Source organism: Flavobacterium sp. MMS24-S5 (genome assembly GCF_050320125.1).
GTDB classification, from domain to species: Bacteria; Bacteroidota; Bacteroidia; order Flavobacteriales; family Flavobacteriaceae; genus Flavobacterium; species Flavobacterium tyrosinilyticum.
The window spans coordinates 5,409,270-5,433,614 of sequence record NZ_CP190016.1 but is presented as its reverse complement, the minus strand read 5'-3'; the positions used below and the strand labels follow the sequence as shown (position 1 = coordinate 5,433,614).

At 33.3% G+C, this 24,345-nt stretch carries 18 protein-coding genes and 2 pseudogenes; 11 read left to right on the top strand and 9 right to left on the bottom strand.

What is annotated here, in order from left to right; genetic code table 11:
* Window positions 1-32 precede the first annotated feature (32 nt).
* Window positions 33-2,009: an alpha-ketoacid dehydrogenase subunit alpha/beta gene (locus ACPWTF_RS25020; RefSeq protein ID WP_427873761.1), complete on the top strand. Its 1,977-nt coding sequence runs from the start codon at window positions 33-35 to the stop codon at window positions 2,007-2,009.
* Between the two features lie 73 nt (window positions 2,010-2,082).
* Here ACPWTF_RS25020 and ACPWTF_RS25015 read toward each other — a convergent pair whose 3' ends face one another.
* A complete protein-coding gene (locus ACPWTF_RS25015; protein ID WP_427873760.1) occupies window positions 2,083-2,484 on the bottom strand; it encodes a glyoxalase in 402 nt (133 codons plus the stop codon).
* A gap of 81 nt (window positions 2,485-2,565) precedes the next feature.
* On the opposite strand from ACPWTF_RS25015, the gene ACPWTF_RS25010 reads away from it, so the two are divergent.
* Window positions 2,566-2,985 (top strand): hypothetical protein, encoded by a 420-nt coding sequence (locus ACPWTF_RS25010; RefSeq protein WP_250836123.1) that lies wholly within the window; start codon window positions 2,566-2,568, stop codon window positions 2,983-2,985.
* Window positions 2,986-3,201: 216 nt separating this feature from the next.
* On the opposite strand, the gene ACPWTF_RS25005 is transcribed toward ACPWTF_RS25010, so the two are convergent.
* Both ACPWTF_RS25005 and ACPWTF_RS25000 read right to left on the bottom strand, forming a co-directional pair.
* Window positions 3,202-4,449: a mechanosensitive ion channel family protein gene (locus ACPWTF_RS25005; RefSeq protein ID WP_379801367.1), complete on the bottom strand. Its 1,248-nt coding sequence runs from the start codon at window positions 4,447-4,449 to the stop codon at window positions 3,202-3,204.
* Window positions 4,442-4,735 carry a DUF3817 domain-containing protein gene (locus ACPWTF_RS25000; protein ID WP_095929318.1) on the bottom strand — a complete coding sequence of 98 codons (294 nt, stop codon included), beginning with the start codon at window positions 4,733-4,735 and terminating at the stop codon, window positions 4,442-4,444. Before ACPWTF_RS25000 ends, ACPWTF_RS25005 begins: the two co-directional genes overlap by 8 nt.
* A 140-nt stretch (window positions 4,736-4,875) precedes the next feature.
* Between ACPWTF_RS25000 and ACPWTF_RS24995 the strand changes: the two genes are divergently transcribed.
* The 4 genes and pseudogenes from ACPWTF_RS24995 (at window position 4,876) to ACPWTF_RS24980 (ending at window position 9,896) form a co-directional block, all read left to right on the top strand.
* A complete protein-coding gene (locus tag ACPWTF_RS24995) occupies window positions 4,876-5,409 on the top strand; it encodes a DUF6155 family protein (RefSeq protein ID WP_427873759.1) in 534 nt (177 codons plus the stop codon).
* Window positions 5,410-5,518: 109 nt separating this feature from the next.
* The gene (locus ACPWTF_RS24990) at window positions 5,519-7,057 is read left to right on the top strand and encodes a DEAD/DEAH box helicase (protein ID WP_095929316.1); all 1,539 of its coding nucleotides are present in this window, start codon (window positions 5,519-5,521) and stop codon (window positions 7,055-7,057) included.
* A 159-nt stretch (window positions 7,058-7,216) separates the two neighbouring features.
* Window positions 7,217-8,551 (top strand): DEAD/DEAH box helicase, encoded by a 1,335-nt coding sequence (locus tag ACPWTF_RS24985; RefSeq protein WP_427873758.1) that lies wholly within the window; start codon window positions 7,217-7,219, stop codon window positions 8,549-8,551.
* An 80-nt stretch (window positions 8,552-8,631) separates the two neighbouring features.
* Window positions 8,632-9,896: pseudogene (locus ACPWTF_RS24980) on the top strand (NAD(P)/FAD-dependent oxidoreductase).
* A gap of 151 nt (window positions 9,897-10,047) precedes the next feature.
* Here the strand turns inward: ACPWTF_RS24980 and ACPWTF_RS24975 are convergent.
* The gene (locus ACPWTF_RS24975) at window positions 10,048-11,037 is read right to left on the bottom strand and encodes a multidrug effflux MFS transporter (protein ID WP_427873757.1); all 990 of its coding nucleotides are present in this window, start codon (window positions 11,035-11,037) and stop codon (window positions 10,048-10,050) included.
* A gap of 387 nt (window positions 11,038-11,424) precedes the next feature.
* Between ACPWTF_RS24975 and ACPWTF_RS24970 the strand changes: the two genes are divergently transcribed.
* The 5 genes from ACPWTF_RS24970 to ACPWTF_RS24950 all read left to right on the top strand — a co-directional run bounded on the left by ACPWTF_RS24970 (window position 11,425) and on the right by ACPWTF_RS24950 (window position 16,137).
* The gene (locus ACPWTF_RS24970) at window positions 11,425-11,841 is read left to right on the top strand and encodes a hypothetical protein (protein ID WP_250836118.1); all 417 of its coding nucleotides are present in this window, start codon (window positions 11,425-11,427) and stop codon (window positions 11,839-11,841) included.
* A gap of 86 nt (window positions 11,842-11,927) precedes the next feature.
* Window positions 11,928-12,311 carry a hypothetical protein gene (locus tag ACPWTF_RS24965; protein WP_095929341.1) on the top strand — a complete coding sequence of 128 codons (384 nt, stop codon included), beginning with the start codon at window positions 11,928-11,930 and terminating at the stop codon, window positions 12,309-12,311.
* Window positions 12,312-13,123: 812 nt separating this feature from the next.
* Window positions 13,124-15,040: a DUF294 nucleotidyltransferase-like domain-containing protein gene (locus ACPWTF_RS24960; protein ID WP_427873756.1), complete on the top strand. Its 1,917-nt coding sequence runs from the start codon at window positions 13,124-13,126 to the stop codon at window positions 15,038-15,040.
* Window positions 15,041-15,043: 3 nt separating this feature from the next.
* Window positions 15,044-15,640, top strand: a complete 597-nt coding sequence (locus ACPWTF_RS24955) for a 3'-5' exonuclease (protein ID WP_095929311.1) — start codon at window positions 15,044-15,046, stop codon at window positions 15,638-15,640.
* A gap of 104 nt (window positions 15,641-15,744) precedes the next feature.
* Window positions 15,745-16,137, top strand: coding sequence for a hypothetical protein (locus ACPWTF_RS24950; RefSeq protein ID WP_250836116.1), 393 nt, complete (start codon window positions 15,745-15,747; stop codon window positions 16,135-16,137).
* A 91-nt stretch (window positions 16,138-16,228) separates the two neighbouring features.
* On the opposite strand, the pseudogene acs reads toward ACPWTF_RS24950, so the two are convergent.
* The 5 genes and pseudogenes from acs to ilvD all read right to left on the bottom strand — a co-directional run bounded on the left by acs (window position 16,229) and on the right by ilvD (window position 24,248).
* Window positions 16,229-18,140 (bottom strand): annotated as a pseudogene (gene acs, locus ACPWTF_RS24945) (acetate--CoA ligase).
* Between the two features lie 488 nt (window positions 18,141-18,628).
* Window positions 18,629-20,098 (bottom strand): ketol-acid reductoisomerase, encoded by a 1,470-nt coding sequence (ilvC, locus tag ACPWTF_RS24940; RefSeq protein WP_095929308.1) that lies wholly within the window; start codon window positions 20,096-20,098, stop codon window positions 18,629-18,631.
* A 61-nt stretch (window positions 20,099-20,159) separates the two neighbouring features.
* Window positions 20,160-20,681 (bottom strand): acetolactate synthase small subunit, encoded by a 522-nt coding sequence (ilvN, locus tag ACPWTF_RS24935; protein ID WP_144212769.1) that lies wholly within the window; start codon window positions 20,679-20,681, stop codon window positions 20,160-20,162.
* A gap of 52 nt (window positions 20,682-20,733) precedes the next feature.
* A complete protein-coding gene (gene ilvB, locus ACPWTF_RS24930; RefSeq protein WP_427873755.1) occupies window positions 20,734-22,422 on the bottom strand; it encodes a biosynthetic-type acetolactate synthase large subunit in 1,689 nt (562 codons plus the stop codon).
* Between the two features lie 152 nt (window positions 22,423-22,574).
* Window positions 22,575-24,248, bottom strand: a complete 1,674-nt coding sequence (gene ilvD, locus ACPWTF_RS24925) for a dihydroxy-acid dehydratase (RefSeq protein WP_250836112.1) — start codon at window positions 24,246-24,248, stop codon at window positions 22,575-22,577.
* Between the last annotated feature and the right edge of the window lie 97 nt (window positions 24,249-24,345).

Here is a 24,345-nt window from a genome sequence, read left to right as displayed (position 1 = left end):
TATATTTGAAACACTAAAAAACAAAAATTTTCATGATTTTTTACCGACAAAACCTTACTAACACCGAGTTATTAGATTTATATAAAAAGATATTAAAGCCAAGATTGATCGAGGAGAAGATGCTGATCCTGATACGACAAGGAAAAGTCTCTAAATGGTTTTCTGGAATAGGACAAGAAGCCATTGCGGTTGGAGTAACTGCCGTTTTAGATCAGTCCGAATACATTCTTCCAATGCACCGAAATCTTGGCGTTTTTACAACAAGAGAAATCCCGCTTCATCGTTTATTCTCGCAATGGCAAGGAAAAGCAAATGGTTTTACCAAAGGAAGAGACAGAAGTTTTCACTTTGGAACGCAAGAATACAATATTATCGGAATGATTTCGCATTTGGGTCCGCAGTTAGGAATTGCTGACGGAATCGCACTTGCGAATAGACTTCAAGACAATAAAAAAATTACAGCAGTTTTTACTGGAGAAGGCGCTACAAGCGAAGGAGATTTTCACGAAGCTTTAAATATTGCCGCCGTTTGGAAATTGCCTGTAATGTTTATCATTGAAAATAATGGCTACGGACTTTCAACTCCGACAAACGAACAATATGCGTGCGAAAACCTTGCCGATAAAGGAATTGGCTACGGAATTGAAAGCTGGATTATTGACGGAAATAATATAGTTGAAGTTTATAATAAATTGTCTCAGCTAAAAAAGGAAATGCAAGAAAATCCGCGTCCTATTTTGTTGGAATTTAAAACGTTCAGAATGCGCGGGCACGAAGAGGCGAGTGGTACAAAATACGTTCCTCAGGATTTAATGGATCAATGGGAACTGAGAGATCCTGTTACCAATTACAGAAAATATCTAACGGATAACGGAATTTTAACGGCAGAACAAGACGAACAATTTCACGCTGATATAAAAAAAGAAATTGATGAAAATTGGGCGATGGCAAATGCAGAACCTGAAATAGAACCAACTTACAGTGGAGAATTAGATGATGTTTATAAACCATTTCAATATGAAGAATATACACATAACTCTGATTCTACAAATATTCGATTTATAGATGCGATAAGAAACAGTTTGGAGCAATCTATGTGGCGCCATAAGAACCTAGTTATTATGGGGCAAGATATCGCCGAATACGGTGGAGCCTTTAAAATAACAGATGGTTTTGTTGATGCTTTTGGAAAAGATAGAGTACGAAATACACCAATTTGCGAAAGTGCCATTGTTTCAACAGGAATGGGATTATCAATCAACGGATATAAAGCAATTGTAGAAATGCAGTTTGCAGATTTTGTTTCAACTGGATTTAATCCAATTGTAAATTTATTGGCTAAATCTCATTATCGTTGGGGCGAAAATGCCGATGTTGTCGTTCGTATGCCTTGCGGCGGAGGAACTCAGGCAGGACCATTTCATTCGCAGACCAATGAAGCTTGGTTTACTAAAACTCCAGGTTTAAAAGTCGTTTATCCTGCATTTCCTTATGATGCAAAAGGACTTCTAAACACTTCTATTAATGATCCGAATCCCGTTTTATTCTTCGAACATAAATTATTATACAGAAGTATTTATCAAGATGTTCCAACAGACTATTACACTATTCCTTTAGGTAAAGCGGCGTTGGTTAAAGAAGGGAATTCGGTTACCATTATTTCGTTTGGAGCACCTGTGCATTGGGCTTTAGACACTTTAGCAAAGCATCCAGAAATTGATGCCGATTTAATTGATTTAAGAACTTTACAGCCTTTAGACACAGAAACAATTTTTGCCTCAGTAAAAAAGACAGGAAAAGCCATAATCTACCAAGAAGACACTATGTTTGGCGGAATCGCAAGTGATATTTCGGCTTTAATTATGGAAAACTGCTTCGAATATCTTGACGCTCCTGTAAAACGTGTAGCGAGTTTAGATTCTCCAATTCCGTTTACAAAAGCACTTGAAGATCAGTTTTTACCAAGAAATAGATTTGAAGAAGTTCTCCTTGAGTTACTAAGATACTAAGTCTCTGAGATGCTGAGTTGCTAGGACGCTAAGAAAAAACTTAGAATCTTAGCAACTTAGAACCTTAGCCTCTTTACTTAGCCTCCAATTCAAACAATTGCACCTGATTTTTCAAACGATCAATCAACAAATTCATCATTCGTTTATTCAAATCAGAAGAATTCTTAATATAGGTATTGTATTCGTCAACTGTAAAAAGCGCCATTACAATTCCTTTTAAAGAATTTCTAAATTTAATGTCTTTCTGAATGGAGTTTTCGATGGTCTGAAGTTTCTTTTCAACCGAGTAAGAATAAAAATCTGGTTTATTTTTGTTTACATAATTGATAAAAACAGCTATAAATAAGTCGTTTTGAAGTTTTAAAATTGGACGGATGGTCTGGTTTTGAAAGATCTCATCTGCTGAAGATTGAGCACTAACGGTTCCTAAAGTTTCGCCTCTGAATTCTTTTAAAAAAGTGTCTCTATCTTCCATGGTATTTGCTTAAAGTTTTTCTTAAAGTTAAAGAAATAATCCCATAGTAAAAACCTATTTTTGTTTTTATAAAAATAAATTATGCGATTCTTTCTGTTTCTCTGCTTATTACTAGCTTCTTGCAATTCTAAAGAAGATAAAGAAAAATACAATCATCAATTATACCGCGCTGTAAACAATAAAGACACCGCTATTTTGGATATTCATATAAATGACAAACGTTTTTACGGACGCTATGAAATTAGTCATTACGGAACTGGAAAAGATTCTGGCGATGTACGAGGAGATTTAAGAGGCGATACGCTTCGAGGAGATTATCATTATATTTCGTTTGGCGGTGCTTGGAAAAGGGTTCCGTTGGCTCTTTTAAAGAAAGATGAAAAGCTTTATCTAGGAAAAGGAGTTATCGGAACTTATTTTAATCTTCCGTGTTACGTCCCAGAAGTTCCAATTGAGTATCATAATCCTGAATTTCTGTTTGAAAGGATAGAGGAGAAGTAGTTTTTTTTGTTTCAAGTTTCAAGTTTCAAGTTTCAGGTTGATATAGCATATGTATATTTAACCGCAAAGTTCGCAACGGTTTACGCAAGGTTCGCAAAGTTTTAACAAAAAGCTTTGCGAACTTCGCGTTTTTATTAAGTCTAATATATAAAAAAAATTGCGTGCTTTGCGTTTAAATATACACAATCCAATTCAACTTGAAACTTGAAACAAAAACTAACTCAACGTAGAAGGCAATTCAAAAATTTCAAGATCAAAATATCGTACTGAAGCCATAACATGGTCGAAAATATCAGCCATGATGTATTCGTAATTAGCCCAACGTTTATCGCTCGAAAACACATAAATTTCTAAAGGAACACCATGTGCAGTTGACTGTAATTGTCGGCACATGATATGCATATTTTTGTTCAATCCTGGATGATCATTTAAATATTGCATGATGTATTTTCTAAACAAACCTAAATTGGTCATATTTCGGCCATTTAGCGAAAGCGTTTTATCAATTCCTCTAAGATCATTGTATCGGTCAATTTCCGCTTGACGGCTATCTATATAAGAGGTTATCAGTTGTACTTTTTTCAGTTGGTGCAAATCTTCATCATTCAAAAAACGAATTGTGCTGCTCTTTATCAAAACATGTCTCTTGATACGTCTTCCATCAGATTTCTGCATTCCGCGCCAGTTCTGGAACGAATCTGAACTTAATGCATACGTTGGAATTGTGGTAATGGTATTATCAAAATTTCGAACTTTTACTGTCGTTAAATTGATTTCGATTACGTCTCCATCGGCACCGAATTTATCCATTGTAATCCAGTCGCCAATACGAACCATGTCGTTTATCGCAACCTGAACACTCGAAACAAATCCTAGAATTGTATCTCTAAAAATCAAAATGATAATGGCCGAAAGTGTTCCTAAAATGGTTAATAATTCGCCTTTTTTAATTCCGAATAAAGTCGAAATAATCATGGCAACTCCAAAAATCCAAAGCACAATCATAATAACCTGAACAAAGCTATCGATTGGTTTATCGCTATATTCAGGCTTTTGTTTTAAGTAATCTCGTAACGAATTAAAAACTGTTCGAACAATCCACAATCCAAGTAATACAATATAGATACCGACAATTTTTCCGAAAATCGATTCCCAATATTCATATTTATCTAAAATAACAGGAACGGCTTTGTATATAAAGAAAAACGGAATTAAATAAGCGGTATATCTTGTTGTTTTGTTTTGGATTAAATAATCGTCAAACTTGGTTTTGGTACGTTGCGCAAAAACAGCGGTCAAAGTGACCAAAAGGAATTTGGCTGCGTAATAAATTACATAAGCCAATGCTATTAAAATAGCGATATTAAAGATCAGACTCGTATAAGACGCCACATTACGGCTCATTCCCCAATCTCTAAAAACAGGATATAAAAAATTAAATATTTTCTCCAAAAGCTTATGCATTTGCTTTAGTTTCTAAATATTTTTTCTCGATGTAAAAAGTTCCAAACGGAATAAGAGAAGCAACTAGAATGATTGCAAATGTTTTTAAGTCCCAATTCATTGATTTTTTCAATAAAAAAGCTAAAAGAATATATCCGATAAATAGAACACCGTGTGTCATTCCTAACGGACGTAATAATGTATGGTAAAGTTCAGGATTATTATTTTTGATAATCAACATATTAGCAAATAATACTAAATAAGAGATTCCTTCTAAAATGGCAGTAATTTTGAAAATCTTGAGCATGTATATATTTTTTAAGTTTTATGCCAGCAAAATTAAGGATTCTGGATTGATTTTAGGATTTAAAAACTCAAAATTAAATTAGTTAAATAGCCTTAAAATTCGAATTTGGAATTTAACAATTTGGAAATTATCTTTACTGTATGAGCAAAAGAGATTTAAAAAAATATTTAGGCGAATTAACTAAAGAGCAACTAGAAGAACAATTGATCGAATTGTATGAGAAATTTGCTCCTGTAAAAGTGTATTATGACTTCGTTTTCAACCCAAAAGAAGACAAATTACTTCAGGATGCAAAAGTCAAAATCTCGCATGAATATTTTCCAATCAAAAAACCTGGAGCAAAATGGCGCCCAAAAGCTAAAATGCGAAGATCGGTTGCTCAAAAATTAATTAAGCATTTTATGATGCTTGGAGTAGATTCTTATATTGTTGCCGATATTATGCTTTATAATATCGAAATTGCGCAAACGTTTTCTTCGCAAAACTTCATCAAGCAGGAATTATTTTACAAAAGCATTCTTAATTCTTTTGAGCAAGCAGTAAATTTTATTGTTTCAAACGGAATTTTTAACGATTTTAAATTGCGAATTAATGCAATTCAGCATGAAACTTCCGAGCAAAAATGGAAAAATAAGTACGATTTTGAGGCAATTTTGGAAAAAATCGACTATTAAAACCCTTTCTCATAAAAAATCTTTATTTAAAAAAAACATTTATTTTAAGTTAAAAGAAGATGAATAACTGTTTTTTCGGTGTATTTTTGCAAAAATCCAAAAATAAACAATGTCTCAAAACACTTTAGAAATACAAAGAGAAGAGAAGAAAGAACTGTATGCATACCAAAAAGGCGATATTGATGCCATTTTTGACCGTTTAGACAATGCTCCTCCAAAACACCACTTATTGTATCAGCTTCCAACAGGAGGAGGAAAAACAGTAATATTTTCTGAAATCGTTCGCCGCTATTTATCTCATAATGATAAAAAAGTGGTGGTTTTAACGCACCGTATCGAACTTTGTAAACAAACTTCAAAAATGTTAACTGGTTTTGGTGTAACAAACAAAATAATCAATAGTAAAGTAAAAGAATTGCCTGATCAGAATGATTTTTCTTGTTTCGTGGCGATGGTTGAAACTTTAAAAAACCGTATTAACGATGAAAAACTTCATTTAGACAATATCGGTTTGGTTATTATTGATGAGGCACACTACAACTCATTTAGAAAACTATTAAACTCATTTAAAAATGCTTTTATTCTTGGAGTAACAGCAACGCCTTTGAGTTCAAACATAAAATTGCCAATGCATCAAAGTTACAACGAGCTTATTGTTGGTGATACTATTGGTTCTTTGATTGAAAAAGGTTTCTTGGCAAAAGCTACAACTTACAGCTATGATGTTGGTTTGACTTCGCTAAAAGTGGGTATCAATGGAGATTATACTGTAAAATCTTCAGATGATTTATATACGAATACTTTGATGCAGGAAAAACTGCTTCATGCCTATACAGAACGTTCTTTAGGAAAGAAAACATTAATTTTCAATAACGGTATTCATACTTCATTATATGTTTATGAAACGTTTAGAGAAGCGGGTTACGATATTCGTCACTTAGATAACACAAGTAGTTCTGAAGAGCGTAAAGACATTCTGCAATGGTTTAAAAAGACTCCAGATGCCATTTTGACTTCTGTAGGAATTTTGACAACTGGTTTTGACGAACCAACTGTAGAAACTATTATTTTGAATAGAGCAACAAAATCATTGACGCTATATTTCCAAATGATTGGTCGTGGTTCTCGTAAATTGCCTGGAAAAGATGAATTTACAGTTATCGATTTAGGAAACAATGCCGCTCGTTTTGGTTTATGGAGTGATCCTGTAAATTGGCAGCATATTTTTAAATCGCCAGAGTTTTACTTAGAAAATCTTCGTGATGACCACGAAATCGAGATGTTCTTTAAATACAGTATGCCACCAGAATTGCGTGCCAAATTTAGTAAAACTGCAGACGTTAGTTTTGATGTTGATGAAGAACACAAATTAATCATCAAACAAAATCTTCGTTCAAAAGTAGTTTTAGACAAATCTTTAGATCAGCATGCTGGAATGTGTGTAGACAATACAGAAACACTTCAGGAAGCAAAAATGCTAGCTAAAGAATTAGAAGATGATATCGAAGACCGTATCAAGCGTTATTCTAAATGTTTGAGCCAATGCAGTAAAAACTACCGCGAATGGTTGGTTGACGATTACAAACAAAGATTGACTTTATTGATCGGGAAAAAATATCGTGAGAAAATCATGAACGAACCAGATTGATAAATCTGAGTTTTTAAAAATATTTGTATGATCTTTGTCAAAGTTTAAAACTTTGACAAAGATTTTTATTTTCAAGTCATTCCAAAAAAAATATTTAAATATTGAGTATCTGTATTAAATCTAAAATCTAAAATCAGAACTCTAAAATCTAAAATAATCATGTCTAAACTATTCTCAACATTAGGAATTTCAGCTCCAATTTTAAAAGCTTTAAGCGAATTAAATATTGTTGAACCAACAGAAATTCAACAAAAAACAATTCCGTTATTTTTGAGCGAAACCCATGATATTGTTGGTTTAGCAAAAACAGGAACCGGAAAAACTGCTGCTTTTGGATTGCCTTTATTACAATTGGTAAATGCAGAATCAACAATAGTTCAAGCTGTTATTTTAGTTCCAACGAGAGAACTGGGACAGCAGATATTTAGAAACTTAGAAAGTTTTTCAAAATATATTCCTAATATATCTATTGCTTCAATTTGCGGAGGAACTCCAATAAAACCACAAATCGAAAGGTTAAAAGAAGGTGCTCAAATCGTGGTAGCAACTCCAGGACGTTTAATCGATTTGATTCAGCGTAAAGCAATCGATTTAAAACAAACCGAATATCTGGTTTTGGATGAAGCCGATGAAATGGTTGCCATTCTTAAAGAGAGTTTAGATGAAATTGTTGCGGAACTGCCTAAAAAGCACCGTACTTTATTATTTTCTGCTACACTTCCTGGAACCATAAAACAACTGATTCAGAATTATTTGAACAAAAATGTAGTTCAGATAAGCGCCAATATGGAAACTGTTGGAAATGAAGGAATCGACCACGAATATATTGTGGTAGACCCAATTGAAAAACTAGAAGTTTTAATGCATTTCTTGAATTCTAGAGATGGAGAAAGAGGAATTATTTTCTGTAAAACTAAAGCTGCTGTTAATAAATTAGCTAAAAATCTGGCCATCAATAAATTTTCTTCGGGAGCACTTCACGGAAGTTTGACACAGGGAATTCGTGATCGAATTATGGAACAGTTTCGTGAAGGGCATATCAATATTTTGGTTGCAACCGATTTGGCTGCGAGAGGAATCGATGTAAAAGAAATTTCGTATGTAATTAATTATCATTTACCTGATACTTACGAAAATTACGTTCACCGAAGCGGAAGAACAGCAAGGGCAGGAGCAAATGGACTTTCTTTGACAGTTTTACAGCAAGAAGAAGTTTTTGAAATTGCTGATTTTGAAAGAGAATTAGGAATTAAATTCTCTGAATTTAAAAAACCTTCAGCAGCAAGTCTTGAAGAAAACAATATGCTTTTGTGGGCCAAACAAATCTTCAAAACAAAGCCCAATCATGAGCTTTCGCAAGATTTGAAAACGAGAGTAAAAACCGTATTCCATCATTTGACAAAAGACGAACTAATCGAGAAATTAATAGCAAGTTATGTCTTACAGAACAAAATCGATGTAGTTGAAAAAACAGTTAAAAAATTCAAAAAGTAATAAATATGACAATTGTCATTGCATATTAAAGTTGTATATTTATAAGGAATTATTTTATAATCCTACTTAATACAACATATATGAGAATAGTCATTATTGGAGGGGGATTTGCAGGAATTAACCTAGCAAAAGAACTTGTAAATCAGCCTCAAATACAAGTAACACTTGTAGACAAGAATAATTATAACTTTTTCCCACCACTTATATATCAAGTTGCTACGGCGTTTTTAGAACCTTCGAGCATTAGTTATCCTTTTAGAAAATTTTTTGCAGGTAAAAAAAATCTAAGTTTTCGTCTAGGCGAATTATTATCTGTTTCTCCTGCAGAAAAGAAAATCACTTTAAGCAACGGGGAACTTGAATACGATTATCTTGTTTTTGCAACTGGTGCAGAAACAAGTTATTTTGGCATGGAAAACGTAATGAAAAATGCCATTCCGATGAAAACCTTAAATGATGCCATCGTAATGCGTAACACATTGCTTAAAAATCTTGAAAAAGCAGCCATTTGTAAGGATATGCGAAAAAGACGTAAATTACTTACAATTGTAGTAGCAGGAGGGGGCCAACAGGAGTGGAGGTTTCTGGAATGTTTGCTGAAATGAGAAAAAGTATTCTCCTTAAAGAATATCCAGAATTGGATACTTCTGCAAGCAATGTTTATTTGGTTGATGGTGGAGACGCACTTTTGGCGCCAATGAGCAAAGATTCACAAAAAGATACTCTGGAGGCATTGACAAAACTTGGGGTTGTAGTAAAACTAAACACTAAAGTTGTTGATTATGTTGATGATACGGTAGTTTTTGAAAATGGAGAAACCATTAAAACCAAAAACTTAATCTGGGCTGCTGGTGTTTCTGCAAAAATCTTTGAAGGAATTCCGAAAGAAAGTTACGGACGCGGCCGACGCATGGCAACTGACGAATATAATAAAGTAAACGGTGTAGATAATATCTATGCCATTGGTGATACAGCAATTGCGGCAGGAGATAAAAATTTCCCTGATGGACATCCGCAGGTTGCTCAGGTTGCCATTCAACAAGGTTTAAATCTGGCTAAAAATTTCAAAGCCATGGTGGTCAATAAGCCTCTTAAACCATTTGCCTACAAAGACAAAGGATCTATGGCTATTATAGGAAAAGCAAAAGCTGTTGTAGATTTACCTAGTCCAAAATGGCATTTTAAAGGTTTCTTTGCTTGGATCATTTGGTTGTTTATACACTTAATTTCTTTGATCACTTACAGAAACAGATTAAACACATTCTGGAACTGGATGGTTGCTTATTTCGCAAAAGATCAATCGCTTAGAATGATTATTCGACCAGATAAAAAGACACAAAATTAGGTTTTGTAAAATTCCAATAAATTTTAAAAATTTCAATTTTTTGAAATTCCAAAATCCAAAAAATATAAAGCCGAAATCATTAGATTTCGGCTTTATTGTATATAATCCAATTGGAATTTGGATTTTAAAAAAAAATGGAATTTAATTCTTTTTAATGTCCTATCATAATATCGTCGCTATCTGACAATTCAACTTTTTCTTTTATAAATCGTTTTCCGATATTTAAAATAATAAATGCTGTAATAGTTGTAGTGGTCATAATGGCAACCATAGGTATTACAGAACTTTTTACAAAAACACCAACTGCAAACGAGGCCAAAGCTCCAATTCCTAGCTGAATTGCGCCCATTAATGCAGAAGCACTTCCGGTATTTTTAGCAAAAGGAGCAAGCGTTAACCCAGCCGTATTTGGATTTGAGATTCCTAAACAGGCTAAAAACAAGAACAACATTCCGATCGTTTGGTATAATCCAAGAAGATCATTTAAAGCCAAAATCAAGAATACGATACTAATAATAGATTGCGAAATTAAAGCTCCAAAAATCATTTGTTCGCTTGAAAATCGCTTCAACAGCATAGAATTTAACTGACTAGATCCAATAAAACTAACAGACATTAGCGCAAAAATCCATCCATAAGTTTTAGCGTCAACCTTATAAATATCCATAAAAACTAGAGGCGAAGCCGCTACATAAGAAAATAATCCCGAAAATGCGACTGCTCCAGTAAAGGCATAAGTATAAAATTGAGGCTCTTTTAAAACTAACAGAAAATTAGATATAATTGGTTTGGGTTTCAAAGAAATTGAAGTATCTGGTTTATAAGTATCTGGAAGTCCGAATTGTGAAGCTGCTAAAATCAAAATTCCCATGCACATCAAAATAAAAAACACAGCGTGCCAGCCTAAATCTTCTGTAACATAACCGCCAACTGTTGGCGCCAGCATTGGAGAAAGTCCAACAACAAGCATTAAAAGCGAAAACACTTTTGGAATATCTTTTACAGGAAATAAATCTCGAACCATTGCTACAGAAGCAACTGTGGCAGCGCAGCTTCCAATAGCCTGAATAAAGCGGAGAAATATAAATGAATCTATATCAGCAACATAAATGCATCCTAAAGAAGCGAGAATGTATACCAAAAGTCCAATAAATAACGGTTTTTTACGTCCGAAACGGTCTAATAAAGGTTCGATAAAGCAATTGTCCAGCCGAAATTCCGATGAAATAACTGGATAAACTCATAGAAACTTTAGCGACAGTAGTATTTAAATCTTTTGCAATTCCTGAGAAACCAGGCAGATACATATCTATTGAAAAAGTAACCAAGAGCGGTTAAAGAACCTAATATGAGGATGAGCTGAATATATTTTTTTGTTGTCATTATATTAAAAAAGGGCTTATAATTTTTTGCAAAGGTAAAGATTTCATACCTTGTTATAGAACTTGAAGAAGTTTATAACAATAAATTAAAGTAAGCGCGAAAATTATTGAGCGTAACTATCTATTAATCTTTAAATTAAGACAGTATGAAAAAGTACCTTTTGTTATTAGCAGTTTTATTTACATCAATTTCATTTGCTCAAACTATTACGTCAAAACAAGAAGAAGCCAGCGTTGAGCAGTATGAGCTTCTTAAAAAAGTAAATCAGTATTATCCAGACATTACATTAAGCAAATCGGTTACCAATTTTTACGCTGACGGAAAAATTATCGATTCGCAACAAGATTTCGATTTAAGAGGAACAAAATTTTCTAGTTACAAATTAGGTATTGAACCAGGAAACAAAAAAGTAAAATTTGATTATACTTCTAGTGAAGCGGGTCATGTGTATGGCGACGTTACTATTTTTAACGGAAATGCTTTACGAACAACTTTTAACGAAAAAAATAATCAAATTGATGTTTCGTTAAATGGAAAATCGGTTTATTTGAAAAAATTGTAAATTTTAAAAGATTTAGAAAAAGCATCACAAATTTGTGATGCTTTTTTGATTTATATTTGGTTCAGATTTTAATAAAACAAACTACAATGAAAAAATTTCTTTTCCTGGCATTTTTAATTTCCTTGCAAGCATTCTCACAGCAAAACAAATTCTCAGGAACTTGGGGAAACCAAAAATGCAAAGACTGCAAGAAAGAGTATATTTTTACAATTACGATTGCACAATCCAATTATAAGATTTTTGGAACCGCCGAAGTTACAAGCGATCATAAAGAATTAAACTCAGGAATTTTGGAAGTTTCCGGACATGTATATCCGCATGGCGATAAAGCTCAAATAAAATTGAAAGACAAAAATGGAGTTACATCTAGCGCAGTTTTATTTGTAAAAGACGAAGTATTGCAATTTAATAAAAATGGCGGAGGCGATATTGTGCCAAAAGATATGATTTTGAATAAATTATACGAATAAGCTCCTTCTCGGAGTTATTTCAATTTGACCTATAATTTATATTATGTAAAATAGAATATTTTAAAAACTGCCCTACAAATACGCTCTACCAGTTTTAGTTTAAAATGTTTTCATTTAGCGGAAATTTATCATACTTGCTTCTAGAGTTATATTTTGCTTGAGAGTTTTACTTTTTATTTCTAAAACTAAAATCTCTGAGAATGCGTTATATAATTTTATTTTCAAAAATTTCTAAAATATCGAAAATTTAGACTGTACTTAATATTTTACTTTGTTTTTAAATTCAAACATTTTCATTAAATTCAAATCGCTCATAAATACGCTGTATGATTTTTATTTTCAAAAGTTCTCAAATATTGAAAATTTACCGTGCTCGATTATGTAGTTAATTTTTTCAATTCAAACATTTTCTTTAAATTCAAATCGCTCATAAATACGCTGTATGATTTTTATTTTCTAAAATTCTTGAATATTGAAAATTTAGCAAGCTGGATTTATGTACAGTTTGTTTTCTAATGAAAACATTTTTCTTAAATTCAATTGTTCATAAATGCGCTGTATGATTTTTGATTTAAAATAATTTCTAATATCGCAGTATTATCAATCTGGTTAATCAGTGTTGCTTAAAATAAATCATCTTTTTGTCGATCATAAAAATTCAAAATTTCAAAACCTAAAAGTTTTTGCAAGTCTTATTGTCATTATCTTTTAACATTTCTTTAAAATAATTAGTTTCTACTAAAGAACTTTCATTGTAAGAGTTTATTTTACTATTTTTACATTCGATACTTTAAAAATAAATTATCAGATATATGAATACAGTTGCTGAACATATTGCAGATTTTTTAAAAGAATACAAACCATTTGATAATTTAACTTTCCAAGAGTTATCAGATATTGCTACGAATATTCGTGTCATTAATTTAGAAAAGCATGCAGTATTATTTCAAAATAACGATCCGCTTCATGACAGTTTTTATGTTGTAGCTTCTGGTGTCATCAATCTTACCACAATTGCCGATGCTGAGGAAACGATTATAAATAAATGTCATGAAGGCGATATTTTTGGCTTACGTCCATTTTTTGCAAAAAACAACTATATGATGACGGCTAAAGCACGTGAAGAAAGTATTATTTATGCTATTCCTATCGCTGTATTTAGACCTTTTGTAGCCAATAATTCTGATGTATTAAACTTTCTTCTAGAGAGCTTCGCTGTTAATTCGCGCCATACCAAAGACAGCATGAGTTCTAACGGTAAATTAGTTTCAGACTCTGATTATATAGATCAGCAGACAGAAATGCAATACATTCAGTCACTTAACTACAATAATTCACCGTTAACGACAAAAGCAGATTCTATAATTAAAGACGTTGCCATTTTAATGACAGATTCTATGTTAGATAACATTATAATCTGTGGCGAAAAAAATCACCCAATTGGTATTGTTACCAATGCCGATTTATCGTCAAAAATTGCAACAGGACGCTTTCCTATCACTGAAACTATCGATAAAATTATGTCGTCGCCAGTTGTTACAGTTTTAGAAAATGTGTCTTTGGCCGAAGCACAATTATTAATGCTGAAGCACAATGTAACGCACTTATGTGTTACCAAAGATGGTACGAGTAAATCTGTGGTTAAGGGAATTATTTCTGAGCACGATCTTATTGTAGCTCAAGCTAGTAACCCAGGTGTATTAATTAAAGAGATTAAGCGTTCTCAGCTTCCAAAAGATTTAAAACAAATACGTGATCGTCTATCAGATTTGATTCAGAATTCAATCCAAAAAAATATTCCAATCTCGCACGTTAGCAATATTGCAAGCGAGATTAACCTGGCTATTATTAAAAGAGCAGTTGAATTATCCATTTTAGATTTAGGCTCCCCTCCTGCACGTTTTGCTTGGTTAAGTATTGGTAGTCAAGGGCGTAAGGAGCAATTACTGCTCACAGATCAAGATAGTATCTTAATTTTTGAAGATGTTACGCCAGAAAAATATAGAGAAGTAAAAGATTATTTCTTAAGATTAGCCAAACGCACTACTTCTATATTAGAGAAAGTGGGTTACGATTATTGTCCAAACGGACATATGGGAAGCAATATGCTTTGGTGCAAATCATTGAGCGACTGGACAAAACAATATAACAGCTGGATGAATACTCCAGGAGAAAACAGTAATGATTTGAGCAGTATTTTCTTTGATTACGAAATTGTTTTTGGAGAACCAAAAATTGAAGAAGCTATTGAAAACGTGATTTTTAAGAATGCCGTTAACAACACTTTATTCTTTGACTTTTTAGGGAACGATGCCCTGAAGAGAAATTCTCCTTTAAGCTTTTTCAAGAAATTCATTGTTGAAGAAGACGGTCCTAACAAAGATAAATTTGATATTAAGACAAGAGCTTTGATGCCATTAATTGATGGAGCACGTTTATTGATATTAAATGCAAATATTAAAGGAATTCAAAATACTTACTTAAGGTTCAAACAATTGGCAATTACAGATTCTAAAAATGCTGAAATTTATTTAAGCTGTGCAGAAGCTTTCTTAACGCTTTCTAAATTTAGAACTGTTGAAGGATTAAAAAATGACGACTCTGGCCAATATATTAATTTAAGAGAAATGTCAAAAACTGACAAAGAGAAATTAAAAAATGCACTATCCCCAATGAAAGACCTGGAGGAACTGATTAAGAGTAAATTTCAATTGACACAATTCTCATAAAATATGCTAGACTGGCTAAAAAACATTAACAAAGACTATCCAGAGTTCTGGAAAGACTATTTGACTAAATTCGAAACCAAACCTAATAAGTTTGTTGTTTTGTCTACTGAAACTTCTGGTTTAAATCCGGATAAAGATGTTGTTTTGTCTCTTGGAGCCTTCTCAGTTATAGATGACAGCATTGTTATTAAGGAAAGTTTCGAAACAGTCTTATTACAATATAAATACCTTCAGGATAACGGACTTTCTAATGAATTTATCATTGAAAGTAAAATGATGAAAATGCCTGAACCTGATGCTCTTGAAGCTTTTGTAAAATTTATCGGAAATTCAATTTTAGTTGGACATCATATCAATTTCGATATTGAAATGCTGAATGCTGCCCTAGAACGCTTGAATTGTGGCCGATTAAAAAATGAAGCTCTAGACGTCGATGTGATGTATAGAAAATTGACTGATATAAACGACAAACAGTTTTCGCTTGACGATTTATGCGAAATTTATAAAATTCCAAAAAGTGATCGCAATTCTTCTTCTGAAGATGCATACCGAATTGGACTTTTATTCTTAAAACTAAAATCTAGATTGGGAATCAAATAAATTTAAAAAACATTAATTACTAAAAATACAAAAAAGCCCCTCGTAACTTTGGTATAAATTATCTCTGCAGTACAAACAAAAAATCTACTTTAAATTTAAATTCTATGAAAAAACTATTATTTATTTTACCCATGCTATTTTTTGCAACAACAATTTTTGCACAAAAACAAGATCCCTCATCTAAGCGTATCTTAGGAAGCTGGTATTCTAAAACAAATGTGAATACTAAATGGGTTTTTAATCAAGATGGGAATGTTTACAATTATGACAACAATCAAATGAAAGTGATGTACAAATACACTGTCTCACGTAGCTGTCAGAATTACTCGGATAACAATACTGAATATGTAACTTTACGAGATAAAGATGGTAATGAATTTTGTTTTAAAATAAATGGAGTTAATGAGAAAAAAAATGGAATTTTATCTCTTACTAACTTAAGTAATTCGGAAACTCTTGTTTTTGTAAATGATGTAAACATAAAAATTGCAGAATAATAGAAAAAAATCTACATTTTTAATTAACAAATTAAAATCGATTTATAAAAAAATGCCTCTTAAATTTAAGAGGCATTTTTTTATATTTTACTTAAGAAATTCTTTCTTTCATAATTTGCTCAACTACTTCAGGATTTAATAAAGTTGAAGTGTCTCCAAAATTAGAAAAATCTCCTTCGGCAATTTTACGTAAAATTCTACGCATAATTTTTCCAGAACGCGTTTTAGGCAAACCAGAAACGAACTGGATTTTATCTAATTTAGCGATCGGCCCAATGTGGTCTGCAATATATTGGTTGATCTCTTTAGAAAGGTTTTCTTTATTTCTAACTTCTCCAGTTTCTTTCAAGATTACATAACCGTATAAAGCATTTCCTTTAATATCATGAGGGAATCCAACAATAGCAGATTCTGCAACAGCTGGATGCTCGTTGATCGCATCTTCAATTGGCGCAGTTCCTAAATTATGTCCAGAAACAATCACAACATCATCTACCCTACCCGTAATTCTGTAGTATCCAACTTCATCTCTTAAAGCGCCGTCTCCTGTAAAATATTTTCCAGGGAAAGCAGAGAAATAAGTGTCTTTATAACGTTGATGATCTCCCCAAATAGTTCTAGCGATTCCTGGCCATGGGAATTTAATACATAAACTTCCAACTACTTGGTTTCCTTCAATTTCATTGCGTTTTTCATCCATTAAAACAGGTTGGATTCCAGGTAATGGCAATGTTGCATAAGTTGGTTTGGTTGGTGTTACAAAAGCAATTGGCGAAATCATAATTCCTCCAGTTTCTGTCTGCCACCAAGTATCTACAACCGGACATCTCTTATCTCCAACGTGGTCATTAAACCAGTGCCAAGCCTCTTCGTTGATTGGCTCTCCAACAGATCCAATAACTTTAAGAGATTTTAGAGGATATTTTTGAATATAATCTAAACTTTCTTTTGCCAATGAACGAATTGCAGTTGGTGCCGTATAGAATTGTGTAATCTTATGTTTTTCAATAATATCCCAAAAACGGCTAAAATCTGGATAAGAAGGAACTCCTTCAAAAATTACAGTTGTAGCTCCGTTTAATAATCGAACCATACAATATATAGGAGTGACCAGTGATCCATCCGATATCTGCTGTACACCAGAAAATATCATTGTCTTCGTAATTGAAAACATTTTTGAAAGTATACGCCGTGTAAACCATGTAACCGGCAGTAGTATGAACCATACCTTTTGGTTTTCCTGTTGATCCTGAAGTATATAAAATAAATAACGGATCTTCGGCATCCATAATTTCCGCAACGCTGTTGTCTAAAGCTGCGTCTAATAATGGCTGCAACCAAACATCACGGCCTTCTTTCATTTTCACATCAGTATTAGTTCTTTTTGCAACTAACACTTTTGTAACAGAAGGGCAAGTGTCTAAAGCTTCATCTACAATTCCTTTTAAGTCAATTGTTTTGTTTCCTCTATAACCTCCATCTGATGTAATTACCATTTTACACTCACAATCGTTGATTCTCGCAGAAACTGCAGAAGCTGAAAATCCAGCGAAAACAACAGAGTGAATAGCTCCAATTCTAGCACAAGCCAAAACAGAAACTGCCAATTCTGGAATCATTGGCAAATAAATACAAACTCTGTCTCCTTTACGAACACCTTGCTCGCGAAGAACGTTTGCCATTTTTGAAACTCTTTCGTATAATTCATTATACGTTATATGTAAAGCTTCTTCAGAAGGATTGTTCGGTTCAAAAATAATTGCCGTCTTCTCTCCTCTTTTGCTTAAATGTCTATCAATACAGTTTTTGGTAATGTTAACTTTAGCATCTGTAAACCATTTTACTTCTGCTTCAGCCATATTAAAATCAACAACCTTTTCCCATTGCTGGTACCATGTGAAATTCTCCTCAGCTATTTTTCCCCAAAACTTTCTTGGCTCTCTTATTGATTTATTGTAATGTTTAAAGTATTGTTCTAAATTTTCAATTTTGTAATAGCTCATCGTTTGTTGAATTTTTTTATAAATGTATTAAATCTGAACGTATCCGTGAAATAATTTAATTCATAAATTTTATTAAAAAAAAACATTTATTTAATAAAATATGATAATTATCTGAAATTATTTTAAATCCTTTATTTTTTATTGGCACTTAAGGCAAAAAAGGCATAATAAATAGATATTATGCCTTTTTTAATTTAACAAATTTCAATAACAATTAATTTTTTGCAAACCGCACTGCGAGACTTTTCTCTATTTTGAAAATAGCAGCATCATTATTAATTAAAACAGAAATTTCAACAAGTATATTTTATAAATATACCCCATTATTAGGGATCCGCTTCACTTAACTCTCTTATCGAAGTTAAGTGAATGCAATATGCATCTATATCTTTTATCTTAATAAGTGCTTACTAATTCAAAATATTACAAATCATTGATACAGTGCAAATCCCGCAAAATCGAATTCTGCGGGAATTCCCTTTTTTTTATTATCCAATTTTTTTCATTGCTGTCATAGACTCTCTCAACCAAGCTCCTACTTCTTCGATAGGGTGTTGACGAATTTCTTTGTTCACAGCGATCAATACTGCATTATCAACTCCGTTTGATGTTGAAAATGGTTTACCAATAATATTAGTTTCTACTTTTTTCATGAATTCAGTCAATAATGGCTTACATGCATGATCAAATAAGTAACATCCGTACTCAGCAGTATCAGAAATTACACGGTTCATTTCGAATAATTTCTTTCTTGCGATTGTGTTTGCAATTAATGGCAATTCGTGTAATGACTCGTAGTAAGCAGATTCTTCGATGATTCCAGCCTCAGTCATTGTTTCAAAAGCTAATTCAACACCAGCTTTTACCATCGCAATCATTAATACTCCATTATCAAAATATTCTTGCTCTGAAATTGGAGCTTCTTGTGGAGCTGTTTTTTCGAAGTTAGTTTCTCCTGTTGCAGCTCTCCATTTCAATAAGTTAACATCGTCATTAGCCCAGTCAGCCATCATCGTTCTAGAGAATTCTCCAGAAATAATATCGTCTTGGTGTTTTTGGAATAATGGACGCATGATATCTTTTAATTCTTCTGCCAATTCGTAAGCTTCAATTTTAGAAGGATTGTTTAAACGATCCATCATATTGGTGATACCACCATGTTTTAAAGCTTCAGTGATAGTTTCCCATCCGTATTGGATTAATTTAGAAGCATAAGCAGCATCAATTCCTTTTTCAACCATTTTGTCGAAACATAAAATAGACCCTGTTTGCAATAAACCGCAAAGAATAGTTTGCTCACCCATTAAATCTGATTTTACTTCAGCTACGAAAGATGATCTTAAAACTCCTGCTCTGTGTCCTCCAGTTGCTACAGCGTAAGCTTTTGCTTGATCTAAACCAAATCCGTTTGGATCATTTTCTGGGTGAACAGCGATAAGAGTTGGAACTCCAAATCCTCTTTTGTACTCTTCACGTACCTCAGAACCTGGACATTTAGGAGCACACATAATAACAGTGATGTCTTTACGAATCTGCATTCCTTCTTCTACAATGTTGAATCCGTGAGAGTAAGACAAAGTAGATCCCTGTTTCATTAATGGCATAATAGCAGTTACCACAGCAGTGTGCTGTTTGTCTGGTGTAAGGTTACAAACTAAATCTGCAGTTGGAATCAATTCTTCATAAGTTCCTACCGTAAAACCATTTTCAGTTGCATTTTTATAAGAAGCTCTTTTTTCTGCAATTGCATCTGCACGCAATGCATAAGAAATGTCTAAACCAGAATCTCTCATGTTTAAACCTTGATTCAAACCTTGTGCTCCACAACCAACAATTACAACTTTTTTTCCAGCCAAAGCTGCAATTCCGTCTGCAAATTCAGATTGCTCCATAAATTCGCAAACTCCTAATTGTTCTAATTGTAATCTAAGTGGTAATGTATTGAAATAATTTGCCATTTTTGTTTTAATATTTAATGAAATGAAATTTTAATATTGATTATATATAACTAAGATTTTATTATTTAAAGGTTTCTAATAATGCAGAAATCTCCATTTTTTGTTTAGAAACTGATATTCTTCCCGAACGCACAAACTGCATAATTCCGTATGGTTTGAACTTTTCGTATAATTCTTCAATTTCAGAACGCCTTCCTGATTTTGAAATCACGAAGAAATCACGAGAAACCGTTACAATTGTAGACTGGCTTTCTTTGATAATATTCTGAATTTGTTTCTCGTCAAACAACAAACTTGAAGCGATTTTAAACAAAGCATTTTCTAAGAAAATAGTCTCTTCATCTGTATGATAAAATGCTTTTATAACTTCAATTTGTTTTTCAATCTGGCCTACAATATTCTGAACCCATTTTTCTGTCGTATTTACTACGATGATAAATCTTGAAACATTCTCTATTTCTGATTCTGAAACATTTAGACTTAATATATTAATGTGACGCTTTAAGAATATTCCAGATATTCTATTTAACAAACCCACATTATTTTCTGAGTATACCGATATGGTAAATGTTTTATCTTCCATGTTGTTTTTTAGTTTTTTTTTCCCGATAAAAATCGGGATTGAAACTTTTTTCTTAACTTAATCTAATTTCTGATACACAAGCTCCTGTTGGAATCATTGGGAAAACGTTGTTTTCTTTTTCGACTACAACTTCTAAGAAGTATGAGTCTTTTGAAGCTAGCATCTCTGCGACCGCTGCATCTAGATCTTCACGCTGTGTAACTTTTTTAGATTTGATATGATATCCTTCAGCAATTGCAACAAAATTTGGATTAATCATTTTTGTTGAAGCATATCTGTTATCAAAGAATAATTCCTGCCATTGGCGAACCATTCCTAAGAATTCATTATTTAAAATAACAATCTTTACCGGAACTTGAGTTTGGAAAATAGTTCCAAGTTCTTGAATTGTCATTTGGAAGCCTCCATCACCAATAACCGCCACTACTTCACGCTCTGGTTTTCCCATTTTTGCTCCAATTGCAGCAGGTAATGCGAATCCCATAGTTCCTAAACCTCCAGAAGTAATGTTGCTTTTAGTTGAATTGAATTTAGCATAACGGCAAGCAAACATTTGGTGCTGACCCACATCTGAAACGATAATGGCATCTCCTTTTGAGTGTTTGTTGATCATTTCGATAGTTTCTCCCATCGAAATTCCTTTACCATTTGTTGGATTTAATTCTTCTTTTATTACTGAATCGTACTCAATTTTATTCAATTCTTTGAATTCATTGTGCCATAAATCATGTGATTTTGCATCAAGAAGTGGCAATAAAGCAGCTAAAGATTCTTTTACATCTCCTAAAACCGCAATCTCTGTTTTCACATTTTTATCAACCTCTGCAGGATCAATTTCGAAGTGAATTACTTTTGCTTGTTTTGCATAAGTGCTTAATTTACCCGTAACACGATCGTCGAAACGCATACCGAAAGCAATTAAAACATCACATTCGTTTGTTAGTAAATTTGGTGCATAATTTCCGTGCATTCCTAACATACCAACATTTAACGGATGATCTGTCGGTAAAGCTGATAATCCTAAAATTGTCCAAGCTGCTGGAATCCCAGCTTTTTCAACCACCGCTTTAAACTCAGCTTCTGCCTGACCCAAAATAATTCCTTGTCCAAAAACAATAAAAGGTTTTTTGGCATTATTGATTAAAGCTGCTGCTTCAGCAACTTTATCTAAATTTAATTTTGGAACCGGAACATAACTTCTAATTCCTGTACATTTTTCATAACTAAATTCGAACTCATCAAATTGAGCGTTTTTAGTAATATCAACCAATACAGGTCCTGGACGACCAGAACGAGCAATGTAAAATGCTTTTGCAATAATTTCAGGAATTTGAGAAGCTTCAGTTACCTGAAAATTCCATTTTGTAACCGGAGTCGAAATTCCGATAATATCTGTTTCCTGAAATGCATCAGATCCTAATAAATGTCTTCCAACTTGACCTGTAATACATACTAACGGAGTTGAATCGATTTGAGCATCTGCGATACCAGTTACTAAATTTGTAGCACCTGGTCCAGAAGTAGCAATGGCCACCCCTACTTTACCCGTAGCTCTTGCATAACCTTGAGCTGCATGTGTTGCACCTTGTTCGTGACGTACTAAAACGTGGTGTAACTGATCTTGAAATTTATATAATTCGTCGTAAACTGGCATTATAGCTCCACCTGGATAACCATAAATTAAATCTACTCCTTCTGCTAATAAACATCTTATAACGGCTTCTGCCCCTGATATTTTCATAGTATATTGTTTTTTCAATGTCAAATTTCAATATCAAAATTCAATGGCAACGGCAAAAATCAATTTTAAATTAATCTTTTATATTTTTTATTGTAATTGCTATTGACTTTTGATGTTGTAATTGTTATTGCTTTTTGAAATTGTTATTGTAATTAATTATCGGTTACACATCCTGTTGATGCACTCGAAACCGATCTAGCGTATTTAAGTAAAACCCCTCTGTCAACTTTTAATTTCGGCTGAACCCAAGCCGCTTTTCTAGCTGCAAATTCTTCGTCAGATATCTTCAGGTCGATTGTATTTTTCACAGCATCGATAGCAATTAAATCTCCATCTTTTACTAGCGCAATACCACCACCATCATATGCTTCTGGTGTAACGTGACCTACCACGAAACCGTGCGAACCGCCCGAGAATCTACCGTCTGTGATTAGAGCACAACTGCTTCCTAATCCAGCTCCAATAATCGCAGATGTAGGCTTCAGCATTTCAGGCATTCCCGGACCACCTTTTGGCCCACAACCCCTGATGACGACTACATTACCTGGTTTAATTTTTCCGGCTTGAAGACCTGGAATTACTTCAAATTCACCTTCAAATACAACAGCTGGTCCTTCGAAATATTCTCCTTCTTTACCGCTGATTTTTGCCACAGCACCTTCAGAAGCAAGATTTCCGTATAATACCTGAATATTTCCTGTTGGTTTTAATGCTTTTTGAATTTCATGAATAACTTCTTGTCCGTCTTGTAAATCTGGAGTTGAAGCTAAGTTTTCTGCCACTGTTTTTCCTGTTACTGTCAAACAGTCTCCGTGAATAAGTCCTACTTTCAGCAAGTATTTCATTACTGCAGGAATACCTCCAACTTCGTGAATGTCTTCCATCATATACTTACCGCTTGGCTTCATGTCTGCCAATACTGGTGTTCTATCATTAATCGCTTGAAAATCATCCAAAGTGATTGTAATTCCAACTGAGTGTGCCATTGCGATTAAGTGCATAACCGCATTTGTAGAACCACCTAAAACAGCTACGATTGTAATAGCATTTTCGAAAGCCTTACGAGTCATAATGTCTCTTGGCTTGATATCTTTTTCTAATAATATTTTGATTGCTTTTCCGGCTTCCAAACATTCGTCTCTTTTCTCTTGACTCAAAGCAGGATTAGAAGAACTGTAAGGCAAACTCATTCCCAATGCTTCGATTGCAGAAGACATTGTGTTTGCAGTATACATACCACCACAAGCACCAGCTCCTGGACAAGCATTCTGAATAACACCTTTAAAATCTTCTGGAGTGATTTCGCCTTTTACTTTTTTTCCTAAAGCTTCAAAAGCAGAAACAATATTAAGAGATTCTCCTTTCCATTTTCCAGAGTGAATAGAACCACCGTAAATCATCATTGACGGGCGATTCAATCTCCCCATTGCAATTAATGCTCCAGGCATATTTTTATCACAACCAGGAATTGCAATAATACTATCATACCATTGCGCTCCAGCAACAGTTTCAATAGAATCTGCAATTACATCTCTAGAAACCAATGAGTAACGCATACCTTCAGTTCCGTTAGAAATACCGTCACTGACACCAATGGTATTAAAAATAAGTCCGACAAGATCCGCATCCCAAACACCTTTCTTAACATCTTTTGCTAAATCATTAAGGTGCATGTTACAAGTGTTACCATCGTAACCCATGCTCACAATACCAACTTGTGCTTTCTTTAAATCTTCTTCAGTTAAACCAATTCCGTACAACATCGCTTGTGCCGCTGGCTGTGTTTGATCTTGTGTGATGGTCTTGCTGTACTTATTTAATTCCATTATTGCTTTTATTAATTTTTAATTTTTTATTCAAAAAAAAACCTTCCAGTATTTGGAAGGTTTGTAATATAGTCTTTCAATTATATTTATAACATTC